We start from the raw sequence: 21,218 nt of genomic DNA, 5'->3' as shown, positions 1-21,218 counted from the left end.
ACGGGGGTGGACGTACGCTGCCGCCATGTCGACACATGCGCAGCGTGAACGTCTGCTGCTGGCAGACCTGTTGGAGAGCGCTGGCCCCGGGGCACCGACGCTGTGCGAGGGCTGGACCGCGCGTGATCTGGCCGCCCATGTGGTGGTCCGGGAGCGGCGTCCGGACGCGGCGGGCGGCATCCTGTTCAAGCCGCTGAAGGCCCGGCTCGACCGGGTCCAGCAGGAGTTCACCGCCAAGCCGTACGAGGAGCTGATCCAGCTCATCCGGACCGGACCGCCGCGCTCCTCACCGTTCGCCCTGAAGCAGATCGACGAGGCGGCGAACAGCGTCGAGTTCTTCGTGCACGCCGAGGACGTCCGCCGGGCCCAGCCGGAGTGGGCGGAGCGGACCATCGACCCGGTCTTCGCGAACCTGCTGTGGAAGCGGTTGGAGCGGGCGGCCAGGGTGCTGGGACGCAGGTCGCCGGTCGGCCTGGTGCTGCGCCGCCCCGACGGCCAGACGGCGGTGGCGCACCGGGGCGCACCGGTGGTCACCGTGACCGGGGAGCCGGACGAGCTGACCCTGTTCGCGTTCGGCCGCCAGTCCGCCGCCCATGTGGAACTGGACGGCGACAAGGACGCCGTGGAGAAGCTGCGCGCCGCCAAGCTGGGAATCGACGCCTAGCCCCACGCGGAGGCCGCCGCGACGACGCGAACCGGCGGCCCCGGGCCACGCCGCGCCCCGGCCCGGGGCTAGCGGACCGGATGCCCCGCTTCCCGCAGCGTCCGCTTGACCTCGCTGATCCGCAGGTCGCCGAAGTGGAACACGGAGGCGGCCAGTACCGCGTCCGCGCCCGCCTCGATGGCGGGTGGGAAGTCGCCCAGCTTGCCGGCGCCGCCGCTGGCGATGACCGGGACGGTGACGTGCTTGCGCACCGCCTCGATCATCTCGGTGTCGTAGCCGTCCTTCGTGCCGTCCGCGTCCATCGAGTTCAGCAGGATCTCCCCGGCGCCCAACTCGACCGCGCGGTGCGCCCATTCGACGGCGTCGATGCCGGTGCCGCGGCGGCCGCCGTGCGTGGTGACCTCGTATCCGGAGGGCGTGACGGTGCCCTCGGGGCAGCGGCGGGCGTCCACCGACAGCACCAGGACCTGGCTGCCGAACCGCTCCGCGATCTCCCGGATCAGCTCCGGCCGGGCGATCGCCGCGGTGTTGACGCCGACCTTGTCCGCGCCGGACCGCAGCAGCTTGTTGACGTCCTCGGCGGTGCGCACCCCGCCGCCGACGGTCAGCGGGATGAAGACCTGCTCCGCGGTGCGGCGCACCACCTCGTAGGTGGTCTCCCGGTTGCCGGAGGAGGCGGTGATGTCGAGGAAGGTGAGTTCGTCCGCGCCTTCCGCGTCGTACACCTTCGCCATCTCGACGGGGTCGCCGGCGTCCCGCAGGTTCTGGAAGTTGACCCCCTTGACGACGCGACCGTCGGCCACGTCGAGGCAGGGAATGACCCGGACGGCCAGGCTCACGGCGTATCTCCACTCGGTTCCTCAGCGTGGCGCCCGTCAGGGCGGGCCACCGGACGCACTGCTTCGACTTCCACCTCGACCAGCACCCGCGAGTCGACGAAGCCGGAGACCACCAGCAGGCTGGTGGCCGGGCGGATGTCGTCGAACAGCTCCTTGTGCGCGCGGCCCGCCGCGTCCACATCGCGGGCGTGGGTGATGTACATGCGGGTGCGGACCACGTCCGCGGCCCCGAGGCCCAACGGCTCCAGTGCCGCGAACGCGTTCGCGAACGCCGCCTTGGCCTGCAGATACGGATCGCCTTCGCCCTGGAGAACCCCCTTGACGAGCGGCATCGTGCCTGACACCAGCACCCGGTCGCCGACCGCGACGGCTCGGGCGAAGCCCATGGTCTCCTCCCACGGACTATCGCTCTGCACTCGCCGCACAGCGGGGGTTCCGGTCATCGCGACACCGCCTCCAACGCTTCCTCAAGGGTGAATGCCTTGGCGTAGAGGGCTTTGCCCACGATGGCGCCTTCCACACCCTCGGGGACGAGGGCGGCGATGGCGCGCAGGTCATCGAGCGAGGAAACACCGCCGGACGCCACCACGGGAGCGTCGGTCGCGGCGCAGACGTTGCGCAGCAGTTCCAGGTTGGGGCCCTGGAGCGTGCCGTCCTTGGCGATGTCGGTGACGACGTAGCGGGCGCACCCCTCGGAGTCGAGGCGGGCCAGCGTCTCGTACAGGTCGCCGCCGTCCCGGGTCCAGCCGCGGCCGCGCAGCGTGGTGCCGCGTACGTCCAGGCCGACCGCGATCCGGTCGCCGTGCTCGGCGATGGCCTTGGCCACCCACTGCGGGCTCTCCAGGGCGGCGGTGCCGAGGTTGACCCGGGTGCAGCCGGTGGCCAGCGCGGCGGCCAGCGAGGCGTCGTCGCGGATGCCGCCGGACAGTTCCACCTTGATGTCCATGGAGCGCACCACCTCGGCGATCTGGTCGCGGTTGTCGCCGGTGCCGAACGCCGCGTCCAGGTCGACCAGGTGCAGCCACTCGGCGCCCGCCTGCTGCCAGGCCAGGGCGGCGGCCAGCGGGTCGCCGTAGGAGGTCTCGGAACCGGACTCACCGTGCACCAGGCGGACGGCCTGGCCGTCGCGCACGTCGACGGCGGGCAGGAGTTCGAGCTTGGACATCGGGCGGCTCACAGGGTCTCGATCCAGTTGGTCAGCAGCTGGGCGCCGGCGTCGCCGGACTTCTCGGGATGGAACTGGGTGGCCCACAGCGGCCCGTTCTCGACCGCGGCGACGAACGGCTCGCCGTGCGTGGCCCAGGTGACCTTGGGGGCGCGGATGGCGTCGTTGGTGACTTCCAGTTCCCACTCGCGCACCCCGTAGGAGTGCACGAAGTAGTAGTGCTCGTCCTTGTCGAGCCCGGCGAACAGCTTGGAGTCCTCCGGCGCGTCGACGGTGTTCCAGCCCATGTGCGGTACGACCGGCGCGCGCAGCGGCTCGACGGTGCCAGGCCACTCGTCGCAGCCCGCGGTCTCCACGCCGTGCTCGACGCCGCGGGCGAAGAGGATCTGCATGCCGACGCAGATGCCCATGATCGGCCGCCCGCCCGCCAGTCGCCGACCGATGATCCAGTCGCCGCGGGCCGCCTTCAGCCCGGCCATGCAGGCGGCGAACGCGCCGACGCCGGGCACCAGCAGCCCGTCGGCGGCCATCGCGGCGTCGTAGTCGGCGGTGATCTCCACGTCGGCGCCGACCCGGGCCAGCGCCCGCTCGGCGGAACGGACGTTTCCGAAGCCGTAGTCGAAGACGACCACGCGCTTGCTCATCGCTTGTCCCTTTCCACGTGCGCGGCGCTAGAGCCGCAGCAGCCCGGCCGCGAGCGACATCACCGAGCCGATTCCGAGCAGTACGACCACGCTCTTGGGCATCTTCTGCTTCCAGAAGGAGTAAACGCCTCCGGCGAGGAACAGCCCCAACAGGATGAACAGCATCGCGCCCTTGTTCACAGCGCGCCCTTCGTGGAGGGGATCCCCGTCTGCCGCGGGTCGATCTCCGCGGCGTACCGCAGGGCGCGGGCGAGGGCCTTGAACTGGCATTCCACGATGTGGTGCGCGTTGCGCCCGTAGGGGACGTGGACGTGCAGGGCGATCTGCGCCTGGGCGACGAACGACTCCAGTATGTGCCGGGTCATGGTGGTGTCGTAGGTGCCGATCATGGGCGCCATGCCGTCCGGCTCGCTGTGCACCAGGAACGGGCGCCCGGACAGGTCGACGGTCACCTGGGCCAGCGACTCGTCCAGCGGGACCGAGGCGTTGGCGAACCGGACGATGCCGCGCTTGTCACCGAGCGCCTGCTTGAACGCGGCACCGAGCGCCAGCGAGGTGTCCTCGATGGTGTGGTGGGTGTCGATGTGCAGGTCGCCGTCGGTCTTGACGGTGAGGTCGAACAGGCCGTGGCGGCCCAGTTGGTCAAGCATGTGGTCGAAGAAGCCGACGCCCGTCGACACATCGACCTGGCCGGTGCCGTCGAGATTGATCTCGACCAGCACCGATGTCTCCTTGGTGGTGCGTTCCACGCGGCCCACGCGGGTCATGTGCTCAGTTCTCCTTCTTCAGCTCGCGCACCGCGTCGAGGAACGCGTCGTTCTCGGCCGGGGTGCCCGCGGTGACGCGTAGCCAACCCGGTACCCCGTTGTCACGGACCAGTACGCCGCGGTCCAGCAAACCCTGCCAGGCGGCGTGGGCGTCCTCGAACCGGCCGAACTGCACGAAGTTCGCGTCCGACTCCGTCACCTCGCAGCCGATCGCCCGTAGCTCGGTGACCAGTCGGTCGCGCTCGGCCTTCAGCTGCTCGACGTACCCCAGCAGAGTATCCGTGTGCTCCAGGGCGGCGAGCGCGGTGGCCTGGGTGACCGCCGACAGGTGGTACGGCAGCCGCACCAGCTGGACCGCGTCGACCACGGCCGGGTCGGCGGCCAGGTAGCCCAGGCGCAGTCCGGCGGCGCCGAACGCCTTGGACATGGTGCGGGACACCACGAGATTCGGTCGGCCCTCGATCAGCGGCAGCAGCGAGGGGCGGTGCGAGAACTCGCCGTACGCCTCGTCCACCACCACGATCGCACCGGCGGTCCCGGCCTTGGCGGCCTGCGCCGCCTCGTACAGCGCCAGCACGGTGTCGGCTTCCACCGCGGTGCCGGTGGGGTTGTTCGGCGAGCAGACGAAGACCACGTCGGGGCGGAGCGCGGCGATCTGGGCCTTCGCCCCCTCGACGTCGATGGTGAAGTCCGCCCGGCGCGCCCCGGAGATCCAGCCGGTACCGGTGCTGCGCGAGATCAGCGCGTGCATCGAGTACGACGGCTCGAAGCCGATGGCGGTGCGGCCGGGACCGCCGAAGGTCTGCAGCAGTTGCTGGATGACCTCGTTGGAGCCGTTCGCCGCCCAGACCCCGGCCAGCCCGATCCGGTGGCCGGTGGTCCTGGTCAGGTAAGCGGCCAGCTGGGTGCGCAGCTCCACCGCGTCCCGGTCCGGGTAGCGGTTGAGCTCGCGGGCCGCCTCGCGGACCCGCTCGGCGATCCGCTCGACCAGCGGCTCGGGCAGCGGGTACGGGTTCTCGTTGGTGTTCAGGCGTACCGGTACGTCGAGTTGGGGGGCGCCGTACGGGGTCTTGCCGCGTAGTTCGTCCCGGATCGGGAGGTCGTCGATACGGGTCACTGGCCGGGCACCTTCCATCCGAACCTCGCCTTCAGGGCCGCGCCGTGCGCGGGCAGGTCCTCGGCCTGGGCCAGCGTCACCACGTGGTGGGCCACCTCGGCGAGGGCGTCCCGCGTGTAGTCCACGACGTGGATGCCGCGCAGGAAGGACTGCACCGACAGGCCCGAGGAGTGGCAGGCGCAGCCGCCGGTGGGCAGTACGTGGTTGGAGCCCGCGCAGTAGTCGCCCAGCGAGACCGGGGCGTACGCGCCGACGAAGACCGCGCCCGCGTTGCGCACCCGGGCGGCGACGTCGGCGGCGTCCTCCGTCTGGATCTCCAGGTGCTCGGCGGCGTACGCGTCCACCACCGCCAGTCCCTGTTCGAGGGTGTCGACCAGGACGGTCGCCGACTGCCTGCCGGACAGCGCCTCGGTGATCCGCTCGGTGTGCTTGGTGGCGGCGACCTGGCGGTCCAGTTCCTTGTCGACCGCGTCGGCGAGGTCTGTGGAGGTGGTGACCAGTACGGCGGCGGCCAGGGTGTCGTGCTCGGCCTGGCTGATCAGGTCGGCGGCGACGTGCGCCGGGTCGGCGGTGTGGTCGGCGAGGATGGCGATCTCGGTGGGCCCGGCCTCGGCGTCGATGCCGATGCGGCCCTTGAGCAGCCGCTTGGCCGCGGCGACCCAGATGTTGCCGGGGCCGGTGACCAGGTTCACCGGGCGGCACTCGTCGGTGCCGTACGCGAACATGGCGACCGCCTGCGCGCCGCCGGCCGCGTACACCTCGTCCACGCCGAGCAGTGCGCAGGCCGCGAGGATGGTGGGGTGCGGCAGCCCGCCGAAGTCCGCCTGCGGCGGCGAGGCGACGGCCAGCGAAGCGACGCCCGCCTCCTGGGCGGGCACCACGTTCATCACCACGGAGGACGGATAGACGGCCCGCCCGCCGGGCACGTACAGCCCGACCCGCTCCACCGGGACCCACCGCTCGGTGACCGTGCCGCCGGGCACGACCTGGGTGGTGTGGTCGGTACGGCGCTGCTCGCCGTGCACCAGGCGCGCGCGCCGGATGGACTCCTCCAGCGCGGCGCGGACGGCCGGATCCAGTTCCTTCAGGGCGCGCCGCAGCGCCTCCTCGGGGACCCGTACCTGGTCGATCCTGACGCCGTCGAACCGCTCCGCGTACTCGATCAGCGCAGCGGTGCCGCGATGCTTCACGTCGTCGCAGATCGGCCGCACCTTCTCCAGGGCGGCCTCCACGTCGAGTTCGGCACGGGGAAGCAGGTCACGGTCGATTCCGCCACTCACAGTGGCCTCGGAGAAGGCGGCGCCGCGCAGATCAATTCGGGAGATCACGGTGTCAAGTGTAGAGAGCGCCATTGCCAGCCGTGGTCGGCCTCCACTTCGTGAGACACGGCGCGTCCCCGTGAGGCTGTCATGTCCAGGGCGGTTCGGTGGCTGGATTCAGCCATCGGGAGGTGGCGCGACGTGCGCCGCGCTATAGCGTGCGACCGGGCGATCGCCGCCGGGTGGTCACCCGCCGCCGACGGGAAGGGACCACACCGTGAGCCAGCCCGCCATGCCCGTAGACCTGACCACCGCGGAACGCCGCATGTGGGACGCCTACCGCCGGGGCGAGACCTGCGACCTCAGGCTCGGCCCGGCGGAGCGCGGCGAGCCGGACACCGCAGCGGAGCCGTCCGACGGCGCCGCCGGCGCGCTGCCGCGGCCCCGGGCGGGCGGCGGTGAGCCGGAAGCGCGCGGCGCGCGGCCGGCGGACGGTGACGCGGATCCCGGCCGTACCGTGCGGGCGGAGGTCGTGGCGCTGCTGCTGCTCGACGGGCCGCCCAGTGAGCCCGGGCGGGTCGCGGCGCTGAAGCTGACCGGGGCGCTGGTCACCGGGCTGCTCAACCTGTCGGGCGGCCATGTCCAGCCCTATGTGGAGCTGCGGGAGTGCCACTTCGACCACCAACTGCTGTTCCCCGCCTGCCATTTCACCACCGTACGGATGGTGCGCTGCGAGGTGCCGCGGATCGAGGCGGCCCGCCTGAACAGCGAGGGCGATCTGCATCTGCCGCAGTGCACGGTGCCGGGCGGGATCCGGCTGACCGACGCGCACATCGGCACCGATCTGGTGCTCAACCAGCTCACGGTGGGCCAGAGCCGCAGCGGCCACTCCATCGCGGCGGACGGGCTGACCGTCGCCCAGGACGTGGAGGCCGAACTGCTGGAGTCGACCGGTGAGATCAGCCTGCGCAGCGCCCGCATCGGCGGTCGGCTCAGCCTGCGCGGCAGCGCGCTGCACAACCCGTACGGCCGCTACGCGCTGAACGCCGCGCGGATCACCGTGGAGCACACCCTCTACCTCAGCTCCGGGTGGTTCAGCGGCTACCTGGGCGGCGGCACCCCGCCCGCGGGCGTGCACACCCAGCGGTTCACCTCCGAGGGCGGGATCCGGCTGGACGACGGGCGGTTCGGCAACGCGGTGATCGCGGACAAGGCGCACTTCCGGCTCACCGGCACGCAGCAGTTGTCGCTGCGCCGCGTCCAGACCCCCGAACTCCGCCTCGTCCTGGACGAACCGCCGTCCGGGCGGGTCTCGCTGGCCGGCGCCCGGGTCGGCAACCTCACTGACCGGCCGTCGAGTTGGCCCGGCCGGGGCGGCATCGACCTGGCCGGGTTCAGCTACGAGTCGCTGTCCTCGCCCAGTCCGGTGCCGTTGGACCAGCGGATCGCCTGGCTGGCCGACGCGACGCCGGAGTACAACCCTGAGCCGTACGAGACCCTGGCCCAGGTGCTGCGGCACGGCGGCGAGGACTCGCAGGCCCGCGAGGTGCTGCTGGCCAAGCAGCGCAGACGCCGGGAGACGCTGCCGCTGGCCGGCATGATGTGGGGCTGGCTGCAGGACGTCACGGTCGGCTACGGGTACCGGCCGGGGCGGGCGGCGCTGTGGATGGCGGTGCTGTGGGCGGCGGGCACGCTGTACTTCGGGCTGGGTCACCCGCCGGAGCCGGTGGACGATCGCGCCTGGCCGCACTGGAACCCGGCGCTGTTCGCGCTCGACCTGTTACTGCCGGTCGTCGATCTGGGGCAGAGCCATGCCTGGCGGCTGGGCGGGGCCGCGCAGTGGGTGGCGGCCGCGATGACCATGGTCGGCTGGGTCCTGGCCTCGACCGTGGTCACCGGCGCGTCACGGCTGCTGCGCCGCGGCTGACGATCCGGCGCGTGCCCTCGGCACCGCGTCTGTACGAAACCGGTATTGACGCACAGGGCCTGCGCTTAGGCTTACCTGTTGTGACCGCACGACTTCCGCTGTTCCCACTCGGCTCGGTGCTCTTTCCGGGCCTCGTGCTGCCGCTCCACATCTTCGAGGAGCGGTACCGCGCCCTCGCCCGCGATCTGCTGGCGCTGTCCGAGGACGCCCCTCGGCACTTCGGCGTGGTGGCGATCAGGGACGGCTACGAGGTCGCGCCGAGCGGTCCCGGCGCGCCGGACGGCGGTGCGGCGGCGGGCTTCGGGTCCGACCTGGGCAAGGCGCTGTACCAGGTCGGGTGCATAGCGGACGCGGCCTCGCTGCGGGAGAAGGAGGGCGGCGGGTACGAGATGGTCGCCACCGGCACCGCCCGGTTCCGGCTGCGGTCGGTGGACGCCACGGGCCCTTATCTGGTCGGCGAGATCGAGGAGCTGCCCGAACTGCCGGGCGAGGGGGCGGGGCCGCTCACCGCGGAGGTGGAGCGGGCGTTCCGTACGTACCAGAAGCAACTCGCGGGGGCACAGGAGCGGACGCTGTCCACGGCGCAGGAACTGCCCGGTCAGCCGTCGGTGCTGTCTTATCTGGTGGCCGCTGCCACGGTGGCCGAAGTCCCGGTCAAGCAGGAGCTGTTGGAGGCTCCGGACGCCGCGACCCGGCTGGCGGAGGAGCTGAAACTGCTGCGCAGGGAGACGGCGGTGATCGGTAGGCTCCCCTCACTGCCCGCGGTTGAACTGACCCGGCAGCCGACGAACCGCAACTGAGCTGAGGTCTGGGCGAGTTGGCCAAGAAGGCGAAATCCGGGGGGACTCCGGCGATGGTCGCGCTGGCCGCGGCGGGAGTGCCGTTCACCGTGCACTCCTACGAACACGATCCGGCCGCCGCGTCGTACGGCGAGGAGGCCTGGCGGGCGTTGGGCGTCACGCCGGAGCGGGTCTTCAAGACACTGGTCGCCGAGGTGGACGGGGCGCTCACGGTGGCGGTCGTACCGGTCGCGGGATCGCTGGACCTCAAGGCGCTGGCCGCGGCGGTGGGCGGCAAGCGTTCGGCGATGGCCGATCCGGCCGCCGCCGAGCGCACCACGGGGTACGTGCGCGGCGGGATCTCGCCGCTGGGCCAGCGCAAACGGCTGGCCACGGTCGTCGACGCCTCGGCGCTCGGGCATCCCACGGTCTTCGTCTCGGCGGGCCGCCGCGGGCTTGAGGTGGAGCTGGCTCCGGAGGACCTGGTGCGGGTCGCCGGCGCCTCGACGGCTTCCATCGGCCGCGCCTGAGCGCGGGCCTGAGCGCGGCCTGAGCGCGGGCCTGAGCGCGGCCTGAGCGCGGGCCTGAGCGCGGGCCTGGCCGTCGTCTCGACAGGCCCGCCCGATGGGCGCACGCTGGGCACAGTGCGGTCGCTCGGCCGCGCGGAGGGAGCGAGTGCCATGTCCAAGCGCACCCGTAAGCGGAAGTGGCGACTCAAGAAGCGCCACGCCAACCACGGCCATCGGCCCGCATGACCCCTTCGTAGTCGCGGTTCGCTGAGGACCGCGGGGCTACGTCGTCGGGGTCGACCGCCATCGCGGCGAGGAGTTCCCGCTCCTCGCCGCCTTTTTTCGCCTGGGTGTAACTTGGATATTGTCCAAATAACTCAGGTGGGGAGAGCGCGGATGACGGACGTCACCGAACGGCTGCGGGCGGCCGGGCTACGGGCCACGCGGCCCCGGCTGGCGGTCACCGAGGCGCTGCGGGCGATGGGCGGCCACCACACCGCCGACGAGGTGCACGCACACCTCGTCGAGCACGGCACGCCGCTGCCCAGGACCAGCGTGTACAACGCCCTGGTGACGCTGTCCGAACTCGGCGTGGTGCTGCGCGCCGACGTCGGGCCGGGCGCGGCCATCTACGAGTTCGCCGAGACCTGGCACCACCACTTCGTCTGCCGGCGCTGCGGACGGGTCAGCGACGTCTCCTGCCTGGTCGGCGCGAAGCCCTGCCTGACCGCCGGCCAGGACGTGGGCCGCGTCGACGAGGCGCAGGTCATCTTCCGCGGCATCTGCCACGACTGCCTCCGAACCACCGGTACGACCCCTGGCGGGAGAACCACGCCATGAACGCCGAGACCCCTGACCCGCACGTCGCCGAACCTCCCACGCGCACCGACCGGCGGGCGGCCGCACGGTACCGGGCCGCCCTGGAGTCCGAGCGCCGCAGCGCCGCCCTCTACCGGGGACTGGCCGCCGGTGCCACTGGTGAACGGCAGCGGATATTCCTGGAGCTCTCCGCGGTCGAGGAGCGGCACGCCAGGCACTGGGCGGACAAGCTCAGCGCCCTCGGCGAACACGTCCCCGCCCCCGGCCGCGCAGGGCCGCGCACCAGGCTGCTGTCCTGGCTGGCCCGCCGCTTCTCGGTGGACGCGGTGCTGCCGATGGTGGAACGTGCCGAGCACGCCGACGCGGGCCTGTACGCGAACGACCCGGACGCCGCGCCGGGCATGGCCGTCGACGAGCGTTCGCACGCCCGGGTGCTGACCTGGTTGCGCGAGCAGGGCTCGGCGGCCGGCGCCGAGGGCGGCCGGCAAATCGTCCGGCGGGAGCGGTGGCACCGCAGCGACCGCTCCGGGGCGCTGCGCGCGGCGGTGTTCGGCGTCAACGACGGCCTGGTGTCCAACACCGCGCTGGTCATGGGCTTCGCCGGATCCGGCGCCGCGGGCTCTACCATCCTGTTCGCCGGTGTCGCCGGGCTGCTGGCCGGGGCGTTCTCGATGGCCGCCGGTGAGTACGTCTCGATGCGCAGCCAGCGCGAGGCGTACGAACGGGAGATCGCGCTGGAGGCCGACGAGTTGCGCGACGACCCCGAGGCCGAGGCCGAGGAACTCGCCCTGATCTACCGGGCCAAGGGCCTGGACGCGGAAGAGGCCGAGCGCGTCGCGACCACGATCATGAAGGACGACGAGGCGGCCCTGAACACGATGGCCCGCGAGGAACTCGGGCTCGACCCGGACGAGCTGGGCTCACCGTTGTCAGCGGCACTCTCCAGCCTCGTCGCCTTCGCCCTGGGCGCCCTGGTGGTCGTGCTCCCCTATCTGTTCGGCTCCGGTCCGGCCGCGCTGGTCGCCGCGGTCGTGCTGGCCGTCGGCGCGCTGTTCACCGTCGGCGCGGTGCTCGGCCTGCTCAACGGGCGCGCCGCGGTGCGCTCGGGCGCCCGTCAGCTGCTGGTGGGCGCGGGCGCGGCGGCGGCCGTCTTCGGCATCGGGCACGCCATCGGCACCGGGTCGGTCTGATCCTGACCGGTCACTGGTCCGGGGTGTCGCCAGGCGGCTTGGGCGCGGACCAGCCGTCCCAGTGCTGCGGCGGCTGGGGGTCGCGCGGGCCGAAGGCGGAGGTGAGGGCGAGGAGGGTGGCCATCGCGGCCACCGGCCAGGCGAGCAGGGCGCCCTTGGCGCGCAGCTCCAGCGGGGCGTAGAAGACCTTGTTGGGGCCGACCGCCTTGGCGTGCGCCACCACGTTCTGCGTCGGGCCGAGCGCCACGCCCAGCCGCCAGGCGATCAGCGAGCCGAGCACCGCGCCCACGGCGAGCCCGATGACCACCGCGATGCCCCCGGCGCGCCGCCACCAGAAGACCGCCGCCGCGGTGAGCACGCCGAAGCCCAGGCCCATCAGCGCGAACCAGCCGTCGGCGCCGACCGCCTGCTCGCCCTCGGAGTTCTTCAGGTAGACGGCCGAGCCGTCCGAGATCAGCGGCACCTGCGGCGCCAGTTGCTCCCACAGCAGTCCGAGGACCACCCCGCACACCGCGACCGCCACCGCGGCGATCGCCGCGTCCCGCAGCTCCCGGCCCAGCCGGGGCTGTTCGTCCGCGCCGCCGCCGTCCGCGTCCGGGATGGGCGGGTTCGGGGGCTGCTGGTCGTGCGGGCTCAACGGTGCGGTCACCCGCCTATCGTGCCAGGTCCGGCTGTGCGACCGCGGAACGCCCCGGCGGTCAGCGGTAGGCCGCCCTGCGGTACGCCCAGGTGGCCACCGCCAGCGACACCACGCCCACCGCGGCGCACACCGACAGATCACCGAGCACGGCGGCCCAGTCCGGCGACCCGCCGAAGGTCCGGGCGAAGGCCTCCACCCCGTACGTGGACGGCAGCGCGTCCCTGGCCAGGCCCACCGGCCCGGGCAGGTGCCCGGCCGGAAGCACCCCGAGCAGCAGGGCGGCGGACATGCCCAACTGGCCGAACAGCGTGGCGAGTTCCTGGCGCGGAGCGAGCAGCCCCAGCGTCGCCCCCAGCCCGGACAGCGCGGCGCCCGCGAGCGGCACCACCGCGCCGAGCACCCACAGCCCGCCGAGCGGCAGATGGAACAGCACACAGCCGACGGCCGCGGTCACCACCGTCCCGGGCAGGGTGAACGACGCGTACGCCGCCGCCGCGCCCAGCACCACGGAGGCCGCGGGCACCGGCAGCGTGGCGTAGTGGTCCAGTCCGCCGGACGCGCGTAGCTGCCCGAAGTACTGGGCCAGCAGATTGAGCGCGACGAACGCCACCACCAGCACGCTGGAGCCGGAGACCACCGCGCGAGCCGCGTCGGAGCCGGTGGACACCACCCCGCGCATCAGGATCATGATGCCGATGGACTGGAACGTCGCCACGAACAGCAGCGGGATCCGGGCGACCCTCGCCCGGGACAGCTGGGCCCGGTACACCGCGCACAGCGCGGGCCACAGCCGGGCGCGCGGCGCGAGCCCGGCGGCGTCTTCCACGGCGCCGCGCATCGTCGGCACCCTCGGAGCGGACACGGTGGTCACGCCTTGACCAGTCCTTTCTGGCTTCCGCCGAGCGCCAGGTACACGTCCTCCAGGCTCGGCGTGGCGAGCGTGAAGTCGTCGAGCGCGGCGAACGCCGGTCCCGCGGTGACCGAGGCGACCACGGCCCGCGCCCGGTCCTGGGGCAGCCGCAGCGTCCAGCGCCGCCCGGCGGCCTCCGCGCGCTCGCGCAGCGCGGCGATCTCGGGCAGGTCCAGCGGCGGCTGGTCCCGCCACACCAGGTCGAGTCGTACGTCCCCGTCGACCATCGCCTTCAGCCCGGCCGGGGTGTCGCAGGCGATGACCCGGCCGCGGTCGATGACGGCGACCCGGTCCAGCACGGTCTCGGCCTCGATGACGTTGTGGGTGACCAGCAGCACGGTGGTCCCGCGTTCGGCGCGGCGGCGGTCCACGGCGGCCCACACGGCGCGCCGCGCCACCGGGTCCATCCCGGTCGTGGGCTCGTCCAGGACCAGCACCGGGCGCTCCCCCACCAGCGCGGCGGCGAAGCAGGCCAGCCGCCGCTGCCCGCCGGACAGCCGCTTCAGCGGGCGCTGGGCGATGTCGGTCAGGCCGAGTTCCTCGAGTACGGCGTCCCGCTCGGCGCGTGCGGCACGAAGGTCGAGGCCGCGCAGTCGGCCGGTGGTCTCGGCGGCCAGGGCGACGGTCAGCTCGTCGAGGGCGGTGGACTCCTGGCCGAGGTAGCCGATCAGCCGGGCGGCGCGCTCGGGGTGGGCCACCAGGTCGTGGCCGAGCAGGGTGATGTGGCCCGCGTCCGGTCGCAGCAGCCCGGTGAGCTGGCGGACCAGGGTGGACTTGCCCGCGCCGTTGGGTCCGAGCAGCCCGAAGATCTCGCCGCGCCGGATGTCGAGGTCGATGCCGTCGTTGGCACGTACCGCCGCCGCGGGCGCGCCGGCGGACCGGCGGCGCCATGGCGTCCGTCCGGCGGGGTAGCTCTTGACCAGCCCGCGGACGGTCCACATCACCGCCGATTTGGTGCCCGTACTCACGGGCACAGAGAGTACCGGGGCGTTCTGGGTGGCGGTCAGGCGGATGGCGCGGGGTCGCTGCGCGGCCCGGCGGATCGACTGTCGACCTCGCGCCAGAAGCCCGCCCGGATGGCGTAGCGGTCATGCTCGTCGATCTGGTCGTCCTTGTGCGCCAGCAGGCCGAAGCGGGCCGCGTAACGCAGCAGTTCGCCGTCGATGCGGTGCGGTACCCGGGGGTACTCGGCGGAGAGCGTCTGGAGCCCCGAGGGGTCGCCCAGACGGTCGATCCAGCGGCGGGCGAAGACCTGGCCGACCTCGAACGGGTCGCCGCTGACCGCGGTGATGTCCTCTTCCCGGTCGGCCCAGCGCTGTTCGGCGCTGGTGAGCTGGGCGAGGGTGGGCAGCCCGGGGTCGGCGGCCTCGCTGCCGGGGCCGCGTTCGATCCAGCCCTTCTCCGACGACCAGCGCAGGGTGGCGGCGGCGGGCGGCTGCGGAGTGGGGTGGCCGCCCGCCGGGCCCCGGCCACCGCCGAGCCCGGCGAGGTCCTTCGGGGTGGGCACGCCGGTCTTCGCTGCGCCGGGCTCCGTGGTCGCCGGGGCGTGGCCGTTCTTGGCCGGTTCGGGCTGCTGCGTGGGGCGGGGTGGTTTGGCGGCGGGGCCGGGCATTGCGGACTCGGGCAGCGGCGCGGACAGGATCGCGGCGATCTCCGGGCGCGCCCCGGGCGGCGGGCACACCGCGCCGGTGTCGCGGGCCTGGACCGCCTGGGTGATCCACTCGCGGTCCAGCACCCGGCGCTCATCGGCCTCGGCGACCAGGTCCTCCGACTGGTTGTAGTCCCCGTCGGCCGCCTGTACGGCCCACAGGTGCACGGCGACGCCGTGCTCCTTCGCGGACATCATCCCGGGCAGCAGATCGCCGTCCCCGGTCACCAGGACCACGTCGGAGCAGGCACGGTTGCGGGCCAGCTCGGACAGCTCGGCGTGCATCGCGGCGTCCACGCCCTTCTGCGCCCAGCGCCCGTCGGTGCGGGTCAGCGCGCCGAGCCGTACGGTGACCCGGGGCATCACGCGCAGCCGCCGGTGCTCGGGTTGGGGCACCCGGTCGGGAGCGCCGTCGAACCAGTAGATCCGCAGCAGGGGCTGGCCCGTCTCGCGTTCCGCACGTTCTCGCAGGCCCTGCACGACGGCGGCGTGGTCCACGGTGATCCGGGACCGAGAGGGTTCCCCGGCCAGCAGGCTCGCGGCGGCGCCGAGCAGATAGCCGGCGTCCACGAGGACGACGCAGCGGTCCACGTTCCACCCTCTTTTCCACATCAGGTCGCCCCCGGCACGAGGTTGCCTTGAGTCTGCCCGACCTCGCCTGGGATATGAGCCGGAACTCGATCATCGGCGTGGCGGATACCGGATTGAGGCCTTCCTTCCCTCCGACAAACGCCCGAAATGCGACTTCCGTTCCCCCGTGCAAGTCTGTGTTCGCACCGGGAAGTCGTCCCGGGGGCCGTCTCGGGGCCGCCCGCGCATCTCGGGCCGTCGTCCGGGATCCTCACAGGAGGCACGATCGTGGCCAAGAACAAGGACACCAAGAAGCCGGCCCGACAGCCGGAGAGCAGCCGCAGCGCGGCCGAGCGCAGCGCGGAGGACGCGAAGAACGTCTCCCTGGAAGCGCACCGGGATGACCTGACGGCCATGTCGATGGCGCGCAAGGGGCGGCAGAAGCGCTTCGGGCACAACTGAGCCGGTCAACCGGCCGGTGCCGCAAACGCGTTGAGGGGCGCACCCGCACGGGGTGCGCCCCTCTTTCCGAGAGCGTCAGCCGGCTTGTGAGGCGCCCAGGCAGGCCGGGCCGAGCAGCGCCTTGAGGTCACCGAACAGGGCCGGGTCGGGGGCGACCCGGTGCCGGTCCAGGCGCAGCACGGTGGTCTTGCGGGCGCCTTGGAGCCGCACTCGCACCTCGGTGTTGCCCCGGTGGCTGTCCAGCACCTCGCCGAGGCGGGCGACGAGGGGCGGGGTGACCTTGACGGTGGGGATGGAGATGGTCACCGGGGCGTTGGCGGAGGCCTCCGACAGGTCGGGGACCTGGAGCTCCATCGCCACCAGCCGGGGCACGTCCTCGCGCTTGTCGAGGCGGCCCTTGACGAAGACCACCGCGTCCTCGACCAGTTGGGTGGACACCAGCTGGTAGGTGGCCGGGAAGAACATGCAGTCGATGGAACCGGCCAGGTCCTCGACGGTGGCGATCGCCCAGGCGTTGCCCTGCTTGGTCATCTTCCGTTGCAGGCCGGAGATGATGCCGCCGATGGTGACGATCGCGCCGTCGGCGTAGTCACCGCCGGTCAGCTGGGCGATGGCGGCGTCGGTCTTGTCGTTGAGGACGTGCTCGATGCCGAACAGCGGGTGGTCCGATACGTACAGGCCGAGCATCTCGCGCTCCTGGGCGAGCAGATACGCCTTGTCCCACTCGATGTCGGAGAAGGTGACGTCGAGCCCGAAACCGGGCTCGTCCTTGTCGTCGTCGCCCATGCCGCCGAAGAGGTCGAACTGGCCCTCGGCCTCCTTGCGTTTGACCTGCACCACGTTGTCGATCATCGCTTCGTAGTGCTCGGTCAGGCCGCGCCGGGTGTGCCCCATCTCGTCGAACGCGCCCGCCTTGATCAGCGATTCGACGGTCCGCTTGTTGCACACCACCGCCTCGACCTTGTCCAGGAAGTCGGGGAAAGTGGTGTACTTCCCCTTGGCCTTGCGGCAGCGGATGATCGAATCCACCACGTTCTGGCCCACGTTGCGCACCGCGGTGAGGCCGAACAGAATCGTGTCATCACCCTGGGCGGTGAAGTTCGCGTCTGACTCATTGACGTTCGGCGGGAGCACCTTGATGCCCATGCGGCGGCACTCGTTGAGGTAGACCGCCGACTTGTCCTTGTCGTCGCGCACCGACGTGAGCAGCGCGGACATGTACTCGGCCGGGTAGTTGGCCTTCAGATACGCGGTCCAGTAGGTGACCAGCCCGTACGCGGAGGAGTGCGCCTTGTTGAACGCGTATCCGGCGAACGGGACCAGTACGTCCCACACCGCCTGGATCGCCTCGTCGGAGAAGCCGCGTTCGCGCATGCCCGCCTGGAAGGGCACGAACTCCTTGTCCAGGACCTCCTGCTTCTTCTTGCCCATCGCGCGGCGCAGCAGGTCGGCCTGGCCGAGCGAGTAACCGGCGAGCACCTGGGCGGCCTTCTGCACCTGCTCCTGGTACACGATCAGGCCGTAGGTGATGTCGAGGACCTCCCTGAGGGGTTCCTCGAGCTCCGGGTGGATCGGCGTGATCTCCTGCTGCTTGTTCTTGCGCAGCGCGTAGTTGATGTGCGAGTTCATGCCCATCGGGCCCGGCCGGTACAGGGCCGAGACCGCGGAGATGTCCTCGAAGTTGTCGGGCTTCATCATGCGCAGCAGGGAGCGCATCGGCCCACCGTCGAACTGGAAGACGCCCAACGTGTCACCGCGGCACAGCAGTTCGTAGGTCTTCGGGTCATCGAGCGGCAGTGAGAGCAACTCGATGTCGATGCCCTTGTTGGCCTTGATGAGCTTGACCGCGTCATCCATGATCGTCAGGTTGCGCAGGCCGAGGAAGTCCATCTTCAGCAGGCCGAGCGACTCGCAGGTGGGGTAGTCCCACTGTGTGATGGTGACGCCGTCGGTGTGCCTGACCCAGACCGGGATGTGCTCGGTGATGGTCTCACTGGACATGATCACGCCCGCGGCGTGCACGCCCATCTGCCGGACCAGGCCCTCGACGCCGCGGGCGGTGTCGATCACCTTCTTCACGTCCGGCTCGTTCTCGTACATTCCCCGGACCTCGCCCGCCTCGCCGTAGCGCGGGTGCTGCGGGTCGAGGATGCCGGACAGCGGGATGCCCTTGCCGAGCACGTCGGCGGGCATCGCCTTGGTGATCCGGTCGCCCATCGCGTACGGGTAGCCCAGCACCCGCGCGGAGTCCTTGATGGCGTTCTTCGCCTTGATGGTGCCGTAGGTGCCGATCATCGCCACCTTGTCCGCGCCGTACTTCTCGGTGACGTAGCGGATCACCTCGGCGCGCCGACGTTCGTCGAAGTCGATGTCGACATCGGGCATGGAGACGCGCTCGGGGTTGAGGAACCGCTCGAAGATCAGACCGTGGTCGATCGGGTCGAGGTCGGTGATGCCCATCGCGTACGCCACGATCGAACCGGCCGCGGAACCACGGCCGGGGCCCACCGCGATGCCGTTGTTCTTGGCCCACATGATGAAGTCGGCGACGACCAGGAAGTACCCCGGGAACCCCATCTGGATGATGATGTCCATCTCGTACTCGGCCTGCTTCTGCCGGTCCTCGGGAACACCGCCGGGGTAGCGGCGCGCCATGCCCCGCTTGACCTCCTCGCGGAACCAGGTCACCTCGGTGTACCCCTCGGGCACATCGAACCGCGGCATCAGGTCGCGCTTCTCGAACCAGCCGGTCGTGTCCACCTGCTCGGCGACCAGCAGGGTGTTGGCGCAGCCCTCCTGCCAGGCGTCGGAGGAGTCGATGGCGTACATCTCGTCGGCCGTCTTCAGGTAGTAGCCGGTGCCGTCGAACTTGAAGCGGTCGGGGTCGGTGAGGTTCTTGCCGGTCTGGATGCACAGCAGCGCGTCGTGCGCGTCGGCCTCGTGCGCGTACGTGTAGTGCGAGTCGTTGGTGACGATCGGACGGATGCCGAGCTTCTTGCCGATCTCCAGCAGCCCGTCGCGGACCCGGCGCTCGATCTCGATGCCGTGGTCCATCAACTCCAGGAAGTACCGCTCCTTGCCGAAGATCTCCTGGTATTCAGCGGCGGCCTTGAGCGCCTCGTCGAACTGCCCGAGCCGCAGCCGGGTCTGCACCTCGCCGGACGGGCAGCCGGTGGACGCGATCAGCCCCTCAGACCACTGCGCGATGGTCTCCTTGTCCATCCGCGGCCACTTCTGCAGCCAGCCCTCGGCGTACGCGTCCGAGGAGAGCCGGAACAGGTTGTGCAGACCGGTCTTGTTGGCCGCCCAGATCGTCTTGTGGGTGTAACCACCGGAACCGGAGACGTCATCGCGCTTCTGGTGCGGCTGGCCCCACTGGATCTTGCGCTTGTTGCGCCGCGACTCGGGCGCCACATACGCCTCGATACCGATGATCGGGGTGATCCCGGCGCCCGTCGCCTGCTGGTAGAAGTCGTACGCACCGTGCAGGTTGCCGTGGTCGGTCATGGCGATGTGCGTCATGCCCATCTCCTGACACGCCTTGAACATGTCCTTCAGTCGCGCCGCACCGTCCAGCAGCGAGTACTGCGTGTGCACATGCAGGTGCGTGAAGGTCTTGGCCACGGTGCGGGACACCTCCGGTGGGAGCTTTCGGCGAGGTGGAAAGTCTAGTCCGCGGCAGTGACAGCCCGGGCCCGTCCAGATCGTTGCGGGACCTTTAGGCGCCGCATACGGAGTCCATGGCACACTCTGCCTTCATGGAGAGAACCGCGCCCTTCAGGGCGGCACGCGCGGCGCTGTTCGCCGCGCTGTGCGTCACCCTCTCCACCACCTCGCACGTACTGCTCTCCCGCCAGCCGCTGCCGTTGGCCACGGTGGCGTTCGCCTTCCTGGGCATGTTCGCGCTGGCCTACGCGCTCGCCGGACGGGAGCGCGGCTTCTGGCCGATCGCCACGCTGCTGGTGCCGCTGGAACTGGCCGCCGACACGGTGTTCACCACCGGCCAGCACACCTGCTACGGACCGAACGGCGGCCCGGTCACCGGAGCGCTGCGGTCCTTCGGAGCCGATGTGATCTGCGACGGCGGCCGGGTGGGCACCCCGCTGGCCGGTGCCGTACCGGTCGCCGACCCGGCGGTGCCCTGGCTGCTGCTGGCCGCCCACGTCACCGTGGGGCTGCTCGCCTCCTGGTGGCTGCGCCGCGGCGAGGTGGCGCTGCGCCAACTGCTGCGCGCCACCGCCTCGTTCGCGTTCCGCCCGCTGGCCCGCGCCGCCGCGGTGCTGTGCGCGTACGCCGCGGTGCCGGACCGGCCGCGGGCGCGGCGGCCCGAGGCGCGCTCGGCCGCGCCAACCTCCCCGCTACTGCTGCACTCCGTCGTACGGCGTGGTCCGCCGTGCCCGGTCGCGGCCTGACGCCTGCCGTCGAGCCGCCACACCGGACCGCGTACCTACGCGCATCCACGTACATCCACCACCGTGACGGAGAAGCGGACCAATCATGAGCAGCAAGAACTCCTGGGAGAACAAGGCGTCGGCACGTGAGCGGCTGAAGGCCGAGCGTGAGCGGCAGGCGAAGCGGGACAAGCTGCGCCGCCAGCTCATCGCGGGCGGCGCGATCGTCGCCGCCCTGGCGATAGCGGGCGGTGTCGCCGTGGCCGTGTCGCAGTCCGGCGGCTCCAGCAAGCCGCTGGTGCTGCCTGCCAACACCTCGGGGCCGAACGGCACCACAGTGGTCTACGGCAACAAGAACGCCGCGCACACCCTGAGTCTGTACGAGGACCCGCGCTGCCCGGTCTGCGCGATGTTCGAGCAGGCGGACGGCAAGGACGTAATCCAGGGGGCGCAGGACAGCCGGTACAAGATCCAGTACACCTTCGGCACCTTCATCGACAAGAACGACGGCGGCAGCGGCTCCATGCACGCGCTCAGCGCCCTGGGCGCCGCGCTGAACGTGAGCCCGGACGCGTTCATCAAGTTCCACACCGCGCTGTACTCCCAGGCCAACCACCCTGACGAGACGCAGGACAAGTTCAGCGACAACAGCTACCTGTTCAAGATCTCCGACCAGGTACCGGAGCTGAAGGGCAACGCCGCCTTCCAGAAGGCGGTCAAGGACGGCACGTACGACGCGTGGGCGCAGAAGATGTCCGACTCGTTCAACAGCAGCGGCGTGCAGGCCACCCCGACCGCCAAGCTCGACGGCAAGGACCTGCCGGTGGCCGGTAGCAACTTCCCGCAGACCGGGGTCATCACCCCGGCCCAGTTGGCGGCGGCCTTCGACAAGGCGCTCGGCCCCAAGAAGTAGCGGAC

At 71.5% G+C, this 21,218-nt stretch carries 22 protein-coding genes; 9 read left to right on the top strand and 13 right to left on the bottom strand.

Annotation, left to right across the window (positions count from 1 at the left end; translation table 11 throughout):
* The first annotated feature begins 25 nt into the window (after nt 1-25).
* Nucleotides 26-664 carry a TIGR03085 family metal-binding protein gene (locus tag P3G67_RS05230; protein ID WP_276092371.1) on the top strand — a complete coding sequence of 213 codons (639 nt, stop codon included), beginning with the start codon at nt 26-28 and terminating at the stop codon, nt 662-664.
* A 68-nt stretch (nt 665-732) separates the two neighbouring features.
* On the opposite strand, the gene hisF is transcribed toward P3G67_RS05230, so the two are convergent.
* From hisF to hisD, 8 genes are read right to left on the bottom strand one after another with little or no spacing between them, the layout of a single operon-like run.
* A complete protein-coding gene (gene hisF, locus P3G67_RS05225) occupies nt 733-1,503 on the bottom strand; it encodes an imidazole glycerol phosphate synthase subunit HisF (RefSeq protein ID WP_276092370.1) in 771 nt (256 codons plus the stop codon).
* Nucleotides 1,500-1,946, bottom strand: a complete 447-nt coding sequence (locus tag P3G67_RS05220; protein WP_276092369.1) for a Rid family hydrolase — start codon at nt 1,944-1,946, stop codon at nt 1,500-1,502. Before P3G67_RS05220 ends, hisF begins: the two co-directional genes overlap by 4 nt.
* Nucleotides 1,943-2,668 carry a bifunctional 1-(5-phosphoribosyl)-5-((5-phosphoribosylamino)methylideneamino)imidazole-4-carboxamide isomerase/phosphoribosylanthranilate isomerase PriA gene (priA, locus tag P3G67_RS05215; protein WP_276092368.1) on the bottom strand — a complete coding sequence of 242 codons (726 nt, stop codon included), beginning with the start codon at nt 2,666-2,668 and terminating at the stop codon, nt 1,943-1,945. Before priA ends, P3G67_RS05220 begins: the two co-directional genes overlap by 4 nt.
* A gap of 8 nt (nt 2,669-2,676) precedes the next feature.
* The gene (gene hisH / locus P3G67_RS05210) at nt 2,677-3,312 is read right to left on the bottom strand and encodes an imidazole glycerol phosphate synthase subunit HisH (RefSeq protein ID WP_269854397.1); all 636 of its coding nucleotides are present in this window, start codon (nt 3,310-3,312) and stop codon (nt 2,677-2,679) included.
* Between the two features lie 27 nt (nt 3,313-3,339).
* On the bottom strand, nt 3,340-3,492 hold the full coding sequence (locus P3G67_RS05205; RefSeq protein ID WP_269854396.1) for a hypothetical protein: 153 nt from the start codon (nt 3,490-3,492) through the stop codon (nt 3,340-3,342).
* A complete protein-coding gene (gene hisB / locus P3G67_RS05200) occupies nt 3,489-4,079 on the bottom strand; it encodes an imidazoleglycerol-phosphate dehydratase HisB (RefSeq protein WP_269854395.1) in 591 nt (196 codons plus the stop codon). The genes P3G67_RS05205 and hisB overlap by 4 nt, the downstream gene beginning before the upstream one ends.
* A gap of 4 nt (nt 4,080-4,083) precedes the next feature.
* The gene (locus P3G67_RS05195; RefSeq protein ID WP_276092367.1) at nt 4,084-5,196 is read right to left on the bottom strand and encodes a histidinol-phosphate transaminase; all 1,113 of its coding nucleotides are present in this window, start codon (nt 5,194-5,196) and stop codon (nt 4,084-4,086) included.
* Nucleotides 5,193-6,524, bottom strand: coding sequence for a histidinol dehydrogenase (hisD, locus tag P3G67_RS05190; RefSeq protein WP_276092366.1), 1,332 nt, complete (start codon nt 6,522-6,524; stop codon nt 5,193-5,195). Before hisD ends, P3G67_RS05195 begins: the two co-directional genes overlap by 4 nt.
* Before the next feature lie 223 nt (nt 6,525-6,747).
* Here hisD and P3G67_RS05185 point away from each other — a divergent pair, with 223 nt between their 5' ends.
* The 5 genes from P3G67_RS05185 to P3G67_RS05165 all read left to right on the top strand — a co-directional run bounded on the left by P3G67_RS05185 (nt 6,748) and on the right by P3G67_RS05165 (nt 11,679).
* Nucleotides 6,748-8,382: an oxidoreductase gene (locus P3G67_RS05185; RefSeq protein WP_276092449.1), complete on the top strand. Its 1,635-nt coding sequence runs from the start codon at nt 6,748-6,750 to the stop codon at nt 8,380-8,382.
* A gap of 80 nt (nt 8,383-8,462) precedes the next feature.
* Nucleotides 8,463-9,182 carry an LON peptidase substrate-binding domain-containing protein gene (locus tag P3G67_RS05180; protein WP_276092365.1) on the top strand — a complete coding sequence of 240 codons (720 nt, stop codon included), beginning with the start codon at nt 8,463-8,465 and terminating at the stop codon, nt 9,180-9,182.
* Between the two features lie 53 nt (nt 9,183-9,235).
* On the top strand, nt 9,236-9,691 hold the full coding sequence (ybaK, locus tag P3G67_RS05175; protein WP_391858205.1) for a Cys-tRNA(Pro) deacylase: 456 nt from the start codon (nt 9,236-9,238) through the stop codon (nt 9,689-9,691).
* 375 nt (nt 9,692-10,066) lie between these two features.
* Complete coding sequence (locus P3G67_RS05170; RefSeq protein ID WP_276092364.1) at nt 10,067-10,510, top strand: Fur family transcriptional regulator; 444 nt, start codon at nt 10,067-10,069, stop codon at nt 10,508-10,510.
* A complete protein-coding gene (locus P3G67_RS05165) occupies nt 10,507-11,679 on the top strand; it encodes a VIT1/CCC1 transporter family protein (protein WP_276092363.1) in 1,173 nt (390 codons plus the stop codon). The genes P3G67_RS05170 and P3G67_RS05165 overlap by 4 nt, the downstream gene beginning before the upstream one ends.
* A 10-nt stretch (nt 11,680-11,689) precedes the next feature.
* Here the strand turns inward: P3G67_RS05165 and P3G67_RS05160 are convergent, their stop codons facing one another.
* The 4 genes from P3G67_RS05160 to P3G67_RS05145 all read right to left on the bottom strand — a co-directional run bounded on the left by P3G67_RS05160 (nt 11,690) and on the right by P3G67_RS05145 (nt 15,468).
* A complete protein-coding gene (locus P3G67_RS05160) occupies nt 11,690-12,328 on the bottom strand; it encodes a DUF2567 domain-containing protein (protein WP_391858201.1) in 639 nt (212 codons plus the stop codon).
* Between the two features lie 49 nt (nt 12,329-12,377).
* Nucleotides 12,378-13,157 carry an ABC transporter permease gene (locus P3G67_RS05155; protein ID WP_276092446.1) on the bottom strand — a complete coding sequence of 260 codons (780 nt, stop codon included), beginning with the start codon at nt 13,155-13,157 and terminating at the stop codon, nt 12,378-12,380.
* 29 nt (nt 13,158-13,186) lie between these two features.
* Nucleotides 13,187-14,170, bottom strand: coding sequence for an ABC transporter ATP-binding protein (locus tag P3G67_RS05150; protein ID WP_276092445.1), 984 nt, complete (start codon nt 14,168-14,170; stop codon nt 13,187-13,189).
* Between the two features lie 62 nt (nt 14,171-14,232).
* The gene (locus tag P3G67_RS05145; RefSeq protein WP_276092362.1) at nt 14,233-15,468 is read right to left on the bottom strand and encodes an NYN domain-containing protein; all 1,236 of its coding nucleotides are present in this window, start codon (nt 15,466-15,468) and stop codon (nt 14,233-14,235) included.
* Between the two features lie 267 nt (nt 15,469-15,735).
* On the opposite strand from P3G67_RS05145, the gene P3G67_RS05140 reads away from it, so the two are divergent.
* The gene (locus P3G67_RS05140) at nt 15,736-15,909 is read left to right on the top strand and encodes a hypothetical protein (protein ID WP_269854387.1); all 174 of its coding nucleotides are present in this window, start codon (nt 15,736-15,738) and stop codon (nt 15,907-15,909) included.
* 75 nt (nt 15,910-15,984) lie between these two features.
* Here the strand turns inward: P3G67_RS05140 and dnaE are convergent, their stop codons facing one another.
* Nucleotides 15,985-19,533, bottom strand: a complete 3,549-nt coding sequence (gene dnaE, locus P3G67_RS05135) for a DNA polymerase III subunit alpha (RefSeq protein ID WP_276092361.1) — start codon at nt 19,531-19,533, stop codon at nt 15,985-15,987.
* 134 nt (nt 19,534-19,667) lie between these two features.
* Between dnaE and P3G67_RS05130 the strand changes: the two genes are divergently transcribed.
* Complete coding sequence (locus P3G67_RS05130; RefSeq protein WP_276092360.1) at nt 19,668-20,321, top strand: hypothetical protein; 654 nt, start codon at nt 19,668-19,670, stop codon at nt 20,319-20,321.
* A gap of 85 nt (nt 20,322-20,406) precedes the next feature.
* A complete protein-coding gene (locus P3G67_RS05125) occupies nt 20,407-21,213 on the top strand; it encodes a thioredoxin domain-containing protein (protein WP_276092359.1) in 807 nt (268 codons plus the stop codon).
* The last annotated feature ends 5 nt before the right edge of the window (nt 21,214-21,218 follow it).

It is taken from the genome of Streptomyces silvisoli (assembly GCF_029269905.1).
Lineage (GTDB): Bacteria > Actinomycetota > Actinomycetes > Streptomycetales > Streptomycetaceae > Streptantibioticus_A > Streptantibioticus_A silvisoli_A.
This window is presented reverse-complemented; position numbering and strand designations above follow the sequence as displayed.

Excerpts from the sequence above, each read along its gene's own strand:
- P3G67_RS05230 (WP_276092371.1), top strand. The coding sequence starts at position 26 with ATGTCGACACATGCGCAGCGTGAACGTCTGCTGCTGGCAGACCTGTTG.
- P3G67_RS05220 (WP_276092369.1), bottom strand. The coding sequence starts at position 1,946 with ATGACCGGAACCCCCGCTGTGCGGCGAGTGCAGAGCGATAGTCCGTGG.
- priA (WP_276092368.1), bottom strand. The coding sequence starts at position 2,668 with ATGTCCAAGCTCGAACTCCTGCCCGCCGTCGACGTGCGCGACGGCCAG.
- hisH (WP_269854397.1), bottom strand. The coding sequence starts at position 3,312 with ATGAGCAAGCGCGTGGTCGTCTTCGACTACGGCTTCGGAAACGTCCGT.
- hisB (WP_269854395.1), bottom strand. The coding sequence starts at position 4,079 with ATGACCCGCGTGGGCCGCGTGGAACGCACCACCAAGGAGACATCGGTG.
- P3G67_RS05185 (WP_276092449.1), top strand. The coding sequence starts at position 6,748 with ATGCCCGTAGACCTGACCACCGCGGAACGCCGCATGTGGGACGCCTAC.
- ybaK (WP_391858205.1), top strand. The coding sequence starts at position 9,236 with ATGGTCGCGCTGGCCGCGGCGGGAGTGCCGTTCACCGTGCACTCCTAC.
- P3G67_RS05170 (WP_276092364.1), top strand. The coding sequence starts at position 10,067 with ATGACGGACGTCACCGAACGGCTGCGGGCGGCCGGGCTACGGGCCACG.
- P3G67_RS05165 (WP_276092363.1), top strand. The coding sequence starts at position 10,507 with ATGAACGCCGAGACCCCTGACCCGCACGTCGCCGAACCTCCCACGCGC.
- P3G67_RS05155 (WP_276092446.1), bottom strand. The coding sequence starts at position 13,157 with ATGCGCGGCGCCGTGGAAGACGCCGCCGGGCTCGCGCCGCGCGCCCGG.
- P3G67_RS05150 (WP_276092445.1), bottom strand. The coding sequence starts at position 14,170 with ATGTGGACCGTCCGCGGGCTGGTCAAGAGCTACCCCGCCGGACGGACG.
- P3G67_RS05130 (WP_276092360.1), top strand. The coding sequence starts at position 19,668 with ATGGAGAGAACCGCGCCCTTCAGGGCGGCACGCGCGGCGCTGTTCGCC.
- P3G67_RS05125 (WP_276092359.1), top strand. The coding sequence starts at position 20,407 with ATGAGCAGCAAGAACTCCTGGGAGAACAAGGCGTCGGCACGTGAGCGG.